Genomic DNA, 12,776 nt, shown 5'->3' with positions numbered 1-12,776 from the left:
CAACAACACAAAACCCATCGCCAGCAGAAGATCCATGGCAATGGGTTTTTGCGCTTATAAAATATGCCTCTTTGCATGGTCCATGCATGCTGGCGATGTTTCCATATCCCCGGGCTATTCCACAGGATATTGCGGTTTATTCATATCATCCGGAACAGATTCGTCAAACACATCCTGTCCGGGATAATCCCGGTCCTCACCTTCATGCAGCTCGTGATACTCGTAATCGAACCGGTGGGCCGTACGCTGATCGGCGCGCCAAGGCGAGCTTTTCCCCAAAGATTCGGACAAGAGCGAAGACCCGTACGGCCCTTCCGGGAATTCCTCAAACGTCAGGTCGTTTCGCTGGGACTCCACCGTTGAGACATCTGTATACGGCCGCCTTTCTTCCGGCAGGAACTTGTCTTTCATCATCCTTCTCCTCTCTGTTGGAATCTGGAAAAACGTCTTTATTTTAAACAGTATGGGCAGAAATTATTCCGCGTCTTTAGCAAAGACAGGGTATTGGAAGCATCGTTCGCTGCCCACATGCATTCCCCAGAAAAAATGGAGGTTATGACCCCATAGCGCAACAATTGACTGCTGGCGCAACGAATGACTACAGCATGAAATATCCCTTTGCATCGCACTTCCCCGGCCAACTAGACAATCAGGGACTATCGACGGCAATTGTTCTCTCCCGCTATGATGCAGCTATGCTCCTCCCAAAGACACCGCCTCAGAAAGGAATGAAAATGACATGATCCATCACGCAAAAAAATCGACGCTCATGGTCCCGGTATCCAGAGCACCGACCCGGTTAGGCAGAATCGTGAAGAACCGATGGCTGTATTTCATGCTTTTTCCCGGCCTCTTGTATTTCCTGCTGTTCAAATACTGGCCGATGTATGGCGTGCTCATCGCATTTAAAGACTATCAGCCGTTCCTCGGATTTTGGGATAGCCCGTTTGTCGGTTTCAAACATTTCGAACGTTTTTTTAACGATCCGAACTTCATCGTCCTGTTTCGGAACACGTTGGTGCTTGCTGCTTTGAATATTCTATTTTTCTTTCCGCTGCCGATTATCATAGCGCTGATGTTGAACGAACTGCGGCACCAACTATTCAAACGAACGGTTCAAACCTTGGTATATATCCCCCATTTCATGTCCTGGGTGGTCGTTGTCGGCATCGCGTATATTTTTCTGACGACGGAAGGCGGAATCGTGAATGATATTCTCGCCTATTTCGGTCAGGAGAAAATCAATTTTCTGGCAAGCAATGAGTGGTTTCGCACGATCGTTACCGCAGAAGTGATATGGAAAGAGACCGGATGGGGGACGATTATTTTTCTGGCTGCATTATCGGGCGTTGATCCCCAATTGTATGAGGCCGCGCGCATGGATGGCGCTAACCGGCTCCGTCAGCTGTGGCATATTACGCTGCCGGCCATCCGCAGCACCATCATCATTTTGCTTATTCTTCGTTTGGGTAATTTCCTGGATACGGGGTTCGAGCAAATTTTCCTCATGCTCAATGCCATGAACCGCGAGGTTGGCGAAGTGTTTGATACCTATGTTTATTCCGTCGGAATTAGCCAGGGACAGTATAGCTTCAGCACAGCCGTTGGGCTATTCAAGTCGCTGATTGGACTGATTTTGGTCGTGACCGCCAACCATATGGCCAAAAAATTCGGTGAAGAAGGCATTTACTAAGGAAAGGAGCATGGAAAGAATGATGATCAAACCCAGCTTGGGAAGCCGCATTTTTGACAGTTTGAATATCGCGTTATTGGCCGCATTTGCTTTGTTAACCGTGCTTCCTTTCATTTACGTGGTTGCCGGTTCTTTCGCCACACAGAAGGAATTGCTGCTTCGCGGCTTCATTTTGTTCCCAACAGAGTTTACACTGGATGCATACAGGTACATCTTCTCTACCCCTACCCTTGTCAAAAGCCTGTTCGTGACCATTTACATTACGGCATTCGGCACGTTGATTAACATCTTCTTTACCTGCTTGATGGCCTATCCGTTGGCGCGCAAAGACATGGATTTTCGCAAACCGATTCTGATGCTGGTCGTATTCACGATGCTGTTCAGCGGCGGCATGATTCCCACATTCCTCGTAGTTAAACAACTGGGCATGATCGATACGTATTGGTCTTTGCTCATTCCGGGAGCAATCAGTGCATTTAACCTGATCATTATCCGCAACTTTTTCCATCAGCTCCCCGAAAGCCTGGAGGAATCGGCCAAAATCGATGGATGTAACGATCTCGGCGTGTTCTTTCGGATCGTGATCCCGCTCTCCATGCCTGCCATTGCGACCTTCTCGTTGTTCTACGCCGTAGGTCACTGGAACACGTATTTCAGCGCCGTACTCTATATCAACGATAATGCCAAATGGCCCATACAGGTTTTGTTGCGGCAGTTCGTCATTTTGGCTTCGGGCGGAATCGGGGATTCCGCGGCCATGGAGTCGGATTACGTATCGCCGCCGGAACAATCCATCAAGATGGCGGTCATTGTCGTATCCACGCTGCCGATTTTGCTGGTGTATCCGTTTTTGCAAAAGCATTTTGCCAAAGGGGTCTTGCTGGGCTCCGTGAAAGGCTAACCGCACCCGAATGAATTCAGCTCATTCAACCATTATGTTGTAGGGGGAAATAAGATGAACAAACGATATCGGAAAGCACGGCTGGCTACGTCTGCTCTGATCGCAACAATGCTTATGACCGTGACCGCTTGCGGCGGAAACGAACCCGCTTCTACCCAAGGAGAACAGGGCTCAAGCAGCCCAGGTCCACTTGCCTTAACGATGATGCTGCCTACGTATAGTGCAGAGCAAATGAGCACAAACAGTTCCATTCTCACCACACTGGAGGAAAAAACGAATACCGATTTAACCGTATCTTGGGTGCCCTCTTCGTCCTACACGGACAAACTGAGCGCTACCGTGGCATCGGGCGAGCTTCCGAAAACTTTCGTAGCTTTGGAGCCCAAAGCCTCCTTTATCGTGAATGCCGCCAGGTCGGGCATGTTCTGGGAACTTGGCCCCTATTTGAAAGATTACCCGAATTTGAGCAAGATGTCCGAAACCGTACTGAGCAATTCATCCATCGACAACAAAATTTACGGCCTCTACCGTGAGCGGGATATCGCACGCTTCGGCTTAATGATTCGCCAAGATTGGCTTGAGCACCTTGGATTGGATGCCCCGACAAACGTAGATGAACTTTACGACGTATTGAAAGCGTTTGCCACGGAGGACCCCGATCAAAACGGCCGCCAGGATACGGTCGGGCTTGCCGTCGGTATGCAGGGAAACAATATCGCAGGCTTCAAGGATGTGCTTGTATTTCTCGGAGGTCCCAACGAATGGGAGTTGAAAGACGGCCAATTGATTCCCGCTCATATGACCGAAGCCTATTTGGAAACATTGAAGTTCTATAAGAAACTGTATGATGAAAAACTCATCAATCAGGATTTCGCGCTTGTTCAAGACGGGCGATCCGTGATGTATAAAGGCAAAGCCGGGCTATGGATCGACAACATGGTTGACGGCAAAAACATTGAAGACAATATCAAGAAAGTGACTCCCGAGGCTAAAATACAGCTGATCAACCGGATCGCCGGACCAAATGGGGATGCTACACGAGCGGGAACAGGTTATTTGGGCATGTACATGATTCCGAAAACAAGCGTGAAAACGGAGGAAGAACTCAAACAAATTCTTGCCTACTTTGACAGCGTGTCTGAAAAAGACATTCAGAACCTGTTGAAATATGGGATCGAAGGCAAACAGTTTACGATTGAAAACGGGGAATACGTACAGAACCCCGACCCGAAATTGCGGGCCGAAATGACGGACAGCAGCCAGTTCATGATTTTGCAGAACGAGGTTGAAAACTACGGCACCGAGCTGGAAAAGCGCAGCGTGGAATTGTTCAAGGACAATGCGACGTTTGCCATACCCAATCCTGCTGCACCGTTCATCTCGAATACGGCCATCGAACTCGGCAATGAACTGAATAAAATCATTCAGGACGCGACCGTCAAATTCATCATGGGCACGGCCAGCGAGGCCGATTGGTCAAAAGCAGTCGATCAGTGGCTGCAAGGCGGCGGCAGCAAAATTATTGAAGAAATCAATGCGGAGTACGCCAAATCCACCAAATAGATCATTGGAAACCGAGATCCCAGACAAACGCAACTGCCCCATCAATCGGAGATTACCGATTCCATGGGGCTTTTTCTTCTACTCTACTGGCAACGATGATCACACTAGCTCTCTCCCCTGAACTTTCCAGGTGTCATCCCTACAATTTTCCGAAAAGAACGGATGAAGTTGGCGGAGTTGTTGTACTGCAATCGTTCTGCAATTTCCGAAATCTTCATGTCGGTCTCTTTTAACCACTTTTTAGCCATATCCATTCGATATTGCGTCAAATATTCCCCAAAATTGATTCCTGTCTCCTGACGGAACACACGGCTCACGTAATGAGGATGGTAGTTGATCCGGGCAGCGCAGTTTTCCAGCGTCAGATCATGGTCATATTCACGATGAATCATATCGATGACGGCTTCTGAAATATGTTTGAATTGCGTTTCGCGACGACGCTCCAGCTCACATGTATACGGTTCAACAAACAATGACCAGAACCAGTGCTCGATCTCTTTGACATTGCGCAGCTTGAACAAGGATTGGATCAGCGAAGACTCGTCTTCCGTTGTGCTTTCCGCCGAGATGGACAGTTCATGACCGAAACGGAGAATGTCGACCAACAAACGCAGCAAAGACAAGTGGTAATCCTGGAATGACGTATTTGACGGAAAAAGCTCCATAATGAATTGTTTCAATTCGATCTCTGCCTGCACGATGTTGCCTGACCGCATGGCATCAAATAAAGCTTGTTCCTTGTCTTGAGGGAACATGCCCACATCATGGGTCTTCGGCTGCACATCCTCAATGAACAAAATCGATTCTTGTCCAAGTCCTACGCTGAATTTAAGCGCCGTCTCAGATTCATGCAATGCTTCCCGAGTTCGTGCAAACGAACCGAACGGTCGACTTATTCCGATGCTCACTTTAATCCCTAAATACTTGGAGACTGTCCTTTGAATTTCCGTCGCCAATATGAACAGTTCTTCCTTCAATTCTTGGCCTGTTTTGCTTGAACCCAGCAAAGTGACTTGCATGTCCGTTATAACAACCGGCTCCAATCGGTTCGCCTGCGGTACCAGTTCACCAACCATGTTATTGATGGCAAACATAAGCAAATCCCGATTTGCCTCTTCATAACGGGTATCCTGCAACGTATCGATCTGAATCGCGAGCAAACTCATGCACGGCCACGCCTGGTCGATTCCGTACCAACCCAATTTTTCTTCAAAGTCTGCATGACCAATCTCTCCAGCCAGCAGCTTATGCATGAAAAATTCTTTGAGCTGTATCTGCTGACCTTGAAGTTCGTTCATCATATGTGACTGGTTGCGTATTAAATCATTCACGCGTTCTCCGATCACCTGCAGCTCCCCGAGAGGCTCCTCCCGCTCTCGCGCAGTACCAATGGCCGCAAGGGCTGCGTGAATGGAACGGATCGGACGGTACATCCGTCTGGAACCAAACCAGGCAAGGACCAGAGTCAGCACCAAAATAGCCAAACAGACGAGCAAGGTAATCCATCCGATAATCCGGTTCTGTTCATTGATCTGTTCGTTCGATGCAACAGACACGTAAATCCAGCCATTGTAGGACGATTTGCGATAAGTGACGGTTACCGCCTTGCCTTCCAGCTTGGAAACATACTGCCCTGCGGCCGACTTCGTTTCCTGAAGCTGCTGCAAATAGGATTCGTCGCTGCCATTTGCGGGTACAATGTCCCTATTTCCTACCGTGATCGGATGAAAGCTTTGATCCAATATGAAAGCGTTTCCCAAATTACCGTTCTGAACAGCCATCCTTCTTTGGATGACGTCCCGGGACAGTTCAACGCCAATGATGCCTTTCGGATTCGCTGCATTAAACGGTACCTTTTTTACAAAAAACACGGCTCCCGCGGAATCCACCGCATCATTGGATCGCACCATACTCCAAAAAGAGCCTGGCTGCTCACGGGAGAAAGATTCGAGCTGTGGTCCAAAGCCCGGAGATGCATATTCATTCACGCCGGTGCTCGTCACCATCCAATGATGATCCAGACTATACAAATAAATTTCCCGGATGCCCAGCTCATAGGTTTGAATCGTGGCAATGCCTTTGTATAATTCATGAACCATTTCAAAATCCTGATTGGTAATCGGCTTCGCAAACACCTGATTAACCACCGGGGATTGCAAAAACTGCGTTGCCGAGTTATCCACCGTCCGGAGCATCTGCTCGACGCCTGTTTGCATTTGCCGCAACAACAGTTTGTTGCCCTCATTCACCTTTTCTTGCACGGTTTGCGAAGAATTGTAATATGAAAAAGCGCCCAGCACAATCACGGGCAGCGTGCCTATTACAACCGAGAACAATAACAGTTTCCATAAGAAAGAAAGGGACCTTAGCTTCATTGCGCCTCCTCTATGTTCCAACCGCGATAACCCTACATTAGTTAATTCACAGGATCGAGTCAACCATTTTATCCCAATCGTTGCGGATTCCATACAGAAACATACGGGTTCCGGACAGACGCAGCCGATGTTTCATGAACGATGGAGGGACCCTCCAGCGAACATCGCCATAAAAAGCCGACAGCACTCACGCTGGCGGCTTCCATGTCTGACAAGCGTTGATGAAGCTTATTCGTTCCTACTGCCTTAACCTGCCCTGCTCCATGTGGAGAACCATATCAGCGGTATGGCGTACAAACGCTTGATCGTGCGTTACATAGATCAGCGTTCCTTCATAAGCTTTCACGAAGTTCTCCAATGCCTCGAGGGCGTCTACATCCAGGAAATTCGTCGGTTCGTCCAACAGTAAAATATTATACTCCTCCAGAAAGAGCCGGCACAGCTGAAGCCGGATCGCTTCACCTCCGCTCAGGGTCATCACGCTGCGCTGCAGGTCCGCATGACTGAATCGCATCGCATGCAGCACGGATCTGATTTGTTTTTCCTCGGCCGTAGTCCGTTTGTGCAAAAATGCCAGGATACCTTCATCGGCCGTAAAACGATAACTCATTTGCCGAAAATACCCGATCCGGGCTTTGGGGGACAGCATGATTCCTTGCCCTCCCTTGGCGATATGGTTAAGCAGCGTGCTCTTGCCGCTGCCGTTTGCGCCCGTAATGGCTACTTTGCTCCCCAAAGGAATCTGGAAGCTTGCATTGTGTAGCAGCATTTTACCCTCCACCGAAAGGGTCAAACGATCTGCCATGATCGGAAAACGGTTATGCAGCTTCAGCGCAGCGGATTGACGAAAGACAAGGGGCTGGCGATCCTGAACTTTGTGAACCTCCTGCAGCCGATCCATTCGCTGCTCGATGGCTTTGGCCGCGCGATGAACCGCTTTTTGGCTTGTTCCTTTTGACTTTGTCTCAAACATGCGATTGGCCTTGGCCTTGGCTTCCCGTTTTGAAGTGCGGCCTGGCTGGGTCACTTTCGCTGCCTTCTCCATTTTGTCCTGCGCAGCGCGTTCGAGCCGCCTCTTTTCCTTCACGTATTGGTCGTATGCCTGATTTTGCTGTTCATGTTCCAGCTGTTTCCGGGCTTTATAGTCGCTATAGTTTCCGGTGTACACATGCACTTGGCCGTCTTCGACCTCCCAGATCGTTGTTACGAGCTCATCGAGCACCGCGCGATCATGGCTGACGAGAATCAATGCACCATAGTAGAACCGCAGCTCATCCAGCATAAAAGCAATGCCGTCACGATCCAGATGCGTGGTGGGCTCATCGATCAGTAGTGCCTCATGGTAATGCGCCAGCAAATTCCCCAACTTCAACCGCGTTTCTTCGCCGCCGCTTAAACCAGAATGGGACGGGATCGCCAGCCTCGAAAGCAATTTGGCATCAAGCTCCATCTCACTTTTATCTTCAGGTGCGGCCGTCTGCTCCAAGTATGCAAAGTCCACATAACGCTTTACCCTGCCCGCTGTTGGCATGAGCCGTCCTGCAAGCAATTTAAGCAGCGTGCTCTTGCCTTGGCCATTTCTCCCCACGATCCCGATCCGGTCAAACTGATGCACGGCCAAGCGTTCAATATTCAGTAACACTCTATCCTGAAAGGAAATCTCCACTTGTTCCACTTCAAAACACATTTTTTCCATCTTCGCTACCTCCGAAATGTTTGATATTTCGTATCGATAGCGCTGTATCGATACGAGCCGATTCGTGCCGACCCGTATCAATAGAACAACAACATCATTTTGAACATTTACGTGCCTCCTGTCCTTGGACTTGTTTTGAGCTTTTAACGCTGCATGGATAAAAAACGCAAAAAATCGCAAGCCATCGCCTGCGATTCAACGTAAACGGGAATAAGACATCGTTATCCCTTATATTTAAAATGAGCATTTCCGAAAAAAAGGACAGACTGATCCCGTTTACTCTGATCCGATCAAACGAACAGAGCCTTGACCATATTTAATTAGCGGGTCAAAGTCAGGAAACGCAGTCTCATCGCATGTGTCATTTTCGGTCTATGCTCCTTCCGTATGTCAATTGAAATAATAACTATATTATATTTTTCCAGCGAAAAAAAGTCAAAAGCCGTTCATGAACGAGCCCATCTTTCGCTATTTTTCCAGTTCACAAGGCTGATTTTCCCATCGGGCACCAAGTAATGATTCTCTTCATCCAATGCGTCGTCATCCAAACGATATAATCCATTCACGAGGTCATTTGAGAAGTGGGCTACCAGTTCTCTAATCGTAGATGCTACCAGAATCCCCACGCGGTATTCATCATCAATGAATATAACCTGTCCATATTGTCCATCTATCGAGGGTGCTAAATCCAGAAACAACCCGGTGTGCGATCCGTCAAAGCCCAGCTGCAGCCAATCGGAATTATACATGTTGGAAGGATCAATCTCCTTGTCGACGGTCAACAGTTCAAAATTGGAGTTCCCGTCAGATTCCCTTCTTCTGTCAAATTCTTGCCTAACCCGATCTAATGGATAAAAGTCCATTCCATAAAATAAGCTGCCTAGATTTTCATCGTCCGTTAATCCATTCTTCCACAAATAAAGCTGCTTAAAGTCGTTCGGCAAAGCTTTCCCTAGTTCAGCTTCCAATTCTAACAGTTGAAGCTCGCTTGCCGGAGGTTGCAACGAACTTTCAATAATCTTGTCTGCATTCGCACTTAACCACTGTTCGATGTTTTGTAAGTATTCCTTCATTAGAATGGCTCCCTTTATGTAAAATAGTCCAGTTGCCAGATGATTCAACCTTGAAGCGGTCTTCTGAATGATATCATGTTTTCCAATTGAACACTCCCACCACTTTAGCCTTCGCTTGAAGTGGGGGATTCTTGGGTCATCGAACCTATTGATTCGAAGTGGACCAAGCGATCCCTGTGGTCCCCACAGTTCTAGGGCGATATGACGATTGATATGGCAACATCCTTAATGTTTCGGGCTGCATTGACATCCCGATCATGGAGGGTCTGGCAGGATGGGCACACCCATTGCCGTACCGCAAGATCTTTTACTTCTCGGTGTAGCGCTCCGCATACATGGCAGGTTTGACTTGTCGGAGCAAACGTATTCGCAATCTTGAGGGTTCGCCCGTACCATTCCGCTTTATACGTGAGTTGTCTTCTGAACTCACTCCAGGACGCATCGGCAATCGATTTGGCCAGCTTGTGATTCTTGAGCATGTTAGACACTTTTAAGTCCTCGATGCTGATCGTTTGGTTTTCACGAATCAGCTTGGTGGACAGCTTGTGCAAAAAGTCATGGCGGATATTCGCCATTCTCTCGTGGATCCGGGCGATCTTCCGTTTGGCTTTTTTCCAATTGGAACCGTCTTTCGTGCGCCGGGCCAGCCTCCGCTGCCAGCTTGCCAACTTCTTTTCATATCGGCTCCAGGCTTTCGGATGAGTAACCCGCACACCCTCGGAGGATACCGCAAACGTTTTAAGTCCGAGATCGATCCCTACCGACTTATCGTTATCCCGCAAGGGCTCGATCTCCACTTCACAAATGAGCGATACAAAATACTTCCCCGCGGCATTTCGCCGTACCGTAGCCGAGAGAATGCGTCCTTCACAGGGACGGGAGTTTGCAAACCGCAGCCACCCCAGCTTGGGGAGCTTCAGCTTCCTCCCATTCACAGCGATATTTCCATTCGTATATCGGGTCGTATAGCTTTGAATCGGATGTTTGCGGTTTTTGAAATGCGGAGCCTGCGTCTGCTTCTTGAAAAAACGATCAAAGCTATCGGCTACATGCCGAACAGCCGATTGTAGGGCAATACTATCCGTTGTTTTCAGCCAAGGATGTTCTTGCTTTAGATCTGGAAGCTGCGTGGTACAAGCATGGTACGACAAGCCCTTGCCCGTGGCGGCAAACGTATCCTTCCATTGTCCCAGAAAATAGTTGAACACAAAACGGCAACATCCAAACATCTGATGGATCCACTGCTGCTGTGTACGATTGGGGTAGATCCGATACTTGTATGCTTTATGGAAGAGCATGCCACACACCTCCGTTCTTGCAGTAATTATAGCACATACGTTCGGTTCCGAATAGAAAAAAATGGCCATTCATTCCCCACCTAAAGCTGACGCTTTTGAGGAGGGGATCTTCTCGCCTTCAACGATAAAGAAAGCCATTCCCTACCCGAAACAAACCGAAGTTTGTCGAGTTAGGAAATGGCTGTACATTTGAGATGCTAACTATTTCGAAGCGTGAAGGCTCAAGAGCGGCTCCTGCGTCTGAACCTCTCCCGTGCTTGCAGGCAATACTTGTTCATAGTTTGCAGAATTCGTGACGATAATCGGCGTAACCGTATGGTATCCGGCAGCCTTGATCTGTGCGATGTCGAACTCGAGCAGCAGGTCCCCTGCCTTTACACGGTCGCCTTCCTTGATATGGGACACAAAATGCTGTCCGTCCAGCTTGACGGTGTCCACGCCGACATGCACCAGGATTTCAGCCCCGCTGTCGGATACGACCGCCAATGCGTGTTTCTTCTTAAAGGCTACCGTTACCGTTCCGTCGAACGGAGCAACCACTTTCCCCACGCTTGGCTCGATGGCAACGCCCTGACCCATCGCTCCGGATGAAAATGCCGGGTCCGGAACTTCCGCCAGATCCACGATCGTACCTTGGATCGGGCTAAGCACCAGTTGGTCTGCCGCAGCAGTCAATGTCGATGCTTGTGCGGATGATGCGGATTTATTGGCTGTTTCGCCTTTGGCCGCTTCTTCCTCCACCGGATCTTTGAAGCCCATAATATATGTCAATACGGCCGAAACGATAAAGGAAACGACGATCCCGATAATCAGGCCCGGGAAGCCTTGTCCGCCTGGACCGTAGAAGATCGGCAGCGTGAGCAGTCCCGGCGCACCGGAAGCAAACGCTTGGGTTCCCGCTTGGCCGATGATCGCTCCCCCGATCGCTCCGCCGATAATACCTGCGATGAATGGCCGTTTCAGCGGCAGCGTTACCCCGTAGATGGCCGGTTCGGTGATGCCGAACAGAGCCGTGAGCGTGGAGGACCCGGCCAGGGTTCTCAGCTTTTTGTTTTTCGTTCTAAGCATGACTCCAAAAGCCGCGCCCGTTTGGGCGAATACGGATGCCGTTGCGGCAGGTTTGATGCCGTCGCGGCCGTGAACCGCAACGTTGTTGATGAAGATCGGCACCAGGCCCCAGTGCACGCCGAAGATGACGAACAGCTGCCAGCCCGCACCCATGACCGCTCCAGCCAGCAGCGGACTGAAACCAAATGCGGCTACCAGCGCAGATGCAATGGCATTACCGACGTATACGCCGAACGGTCCGAACGCAATCAGCGTAAGCGGAACCATAATCACTAACAGCAGCAATGGCGTAATGAAGTTTTTGACGCTTTGATGAATGACTTTGTTCAGCCATCTCTCCAGGAAACTCATCACGATAACCGAAATGATGATCGGAATGACCGTGGATGAATAACTCATCAGGACCACCGGAATGCCGAAAAAGTCGGTTGGCGTGCCTTCATTTTTTAACGTAATGATGGTCGGATAGATCAGTGCGCCTGCGATCGTCAACGCGACAAAGGTGTTGCCCTGGAACTTGCGCGAAGTTGTAACCGCTAACAGCAGCGGCAGGAAATAAAACAGGCTATCCGCAGCCGCGTACAGAATGATGTAGCTTGTATCCGTCGTTGCGAGCCAGCCGGCGTTGGTGGCAATCAGCAGCAGCCCTTTTAAAATCCCGGCTCCGGCCATAACGCCGAGCAGTGGAGCAAAGATGCTCGAAATGACGTCGATAATGCCACCAAGGCCTTTAATGGACTTGCCCTTTTTTTCTTTGGAATCGCCATCGTCCAGAATGTTGCTGACTTTGCCGATGGCACTATACACCTCAGGCACCGTGTTGCCGATGACGACTTGAAATTGTCCTCCGTTTTCTTTCACGGCAATGATGCCTTCCGTTTTTTCCAATGTTGCTTTGTCGGCTTTGGCGTCGTCCTTCAGTACAAACCGCAAACGCGTTGCGCAATGCACCAGGGAAACGACGTTTTTCTCCCCACCGACCAGCTGTACGATTTCTTTGGCCAGCTTTTCATGACTCATCCTCTGCACCCCCATGTTTTCTGCGACAGGCGTATTTCGATTTTTTTGCACGCAAAAAACCTAAGCCTTGAAGAAAGGTGCCCAAACGA

At 49.3% G+C, this 12,776-nt stretch carries 9 protein-coding genes; 3 read left to right on the top strand and 6 right to left on the bottom strand.

Annotation, left to right across the window (positions count from 1 at the left end; all coding sequences use genetic code 11):
* Nucleotides 1–114: 114 nt before the first annotated feature.
* Nucleotides 115–411: a hypothetical protein gene (locus L6H98_RS16580; protein WP_236417041.1), complete on the bottom strand. Its 297-nt coding sequence runs from the start codon at nt 409–411 to the stop codon at nt 115–117.
* A 358-nt stretch (nt 412–769) separates the two neighbouring features.
* Here L6H98_RS16580 and L6H98_RS16575 point away from each other — a divergent pair, with 358 nt between their 5' ends.
* The 3 genes from L6H98_RS16575 to L6H98_RS16565 are packed head-to-tail and all read left to right on the top strand — an operon-like array spanning nt 770 to nt 4,157.
* Nucleotides 770–1,693, top strand: coding sequence for a sugar ABC transporter permease (locus tag L6H98_RS16575; RefSeq protein WP_236417040.1), 924 nt, complete (start codon nt 770–772; stop codon nt 1,691–1,693).
* A 19-nt stretch (nt 1,694–1,712) separates the two neighbouring features.
* The gene (locus tag L6H98_RS16570) at nt 1,713–2,594 is read left to right on the top strand and encodes a carbohydrate ABC transporter permease (RefSeq protein WP_236416767.1); all 882 of its coding nucleotides are present in this window, start codon (nt 1,713–1,715) and stop codon (nt 2,592–2,594) included.
* A 54-nt stretch (nt 2,595–2,648) separates the two neighbouring features.
* Nucleotides 2,649–4,157 carry an extracellular solute-binding protein gene (locus tag L6H98_RS16565; RefSeq protein WP_236416766.1) on the top strand — a complete coding sequence of 503 codons (1,509 nt, stop codon included), beginning with the start codon at nt 2,649–2,651 and terminating at the stop codon, nt 4,155–4,157.
* Between the two features lie 104 nt (nt 4,158–4,261).
* Here L6H98_RS16565 and L6H98_RS16560 read toward each other — a convergent pair whose 3' ends face one another.
* The 5 genes from L6H98_RS16560 to L6H98_RS16540 all read right to left on the bottom strand — a co-directional run bounded on the left by L6H98_RS16560 (nt 4,262) and on the right by L6H98_RS16540 (nt 12,687).
* Nucleotides 4,262–6,532, bottom strand: a complete 2,271-nt coding sequence (locus L6H98_RS16560; protein ID WP_236416765.1) for a helix-turn-helix domain-containing protein — start codon at nt 6,530–6,532, stop codon at nt 4,262–4,264.
* Between the two features lie 238 nt (nt 6,533–6,770).
* Entirely contained in the window at nt 6,771–8,228 is a 1,458-nt protein-coding gene (locus L6H98_RS16555; protein ID WP_236416764.1) for an Msr family ABC-F type ribosomal protection protein, read from the bottom strand.
* Nucleotides 8,229–8,674: 446 nt separating this feature from the next.
* Nucleotides 8,675–9,301, bottom strand: coding sequence for an SMI1/KNR4 family protein (locus tag L6H98_RS16550; RefSeq protein ID WP_236416763.1), 627 nt, complete (start codon nt 9,299–9,301; stop codon nt 8,675–8,677).
* A 191-nt stretch (nt 9,302–9,492) separates the two neighbouring features.
* A complete protein-coding gene (gene tnpB / locus L6H98_RS16545) occupies nt 9,493–10,599 on the bottom strand; it encodes an IS200/IS605 family element RNA-guided endonuclease TnpB (RefSeq protein ID WP_236416762.1) in 1,107 nt (368 codons plus the stop codon).
* A 201-nt stretch (nt 10,600–10,800) separates the two neighbouring features.
* Nucleotides 10,801–12,687: a beta-glucoside-specific PTS transporter subunit IIABC gene (locus L6H98_RS16540; RefSeq protein WP_236416761.1), complete on the bottom strand. Its 1,887-nt coding sequence runs from the start codon at nt 12,685–12,687 to the stop codon at nt 10,801–10,803.
* Nucleotides 12,688–12,776 lie beyond the last annotated feature (89 nt).

This window comes from Paenibacillus sp. JJ-223 (genome assembly GCF_927798175.1).
GTDB classification, from domain to species: Bacteria; Bacillota; Bacilli; order Paenibacillales; family Paenibacillaceae; genus Paenibacillus; species Paenibacillus hubeiensis.
The sequence above is the reverse complement of the archived record's forward strand: the minus strand, read 5'-3'. Positions and strand labels throughout refer to the sequence as shown.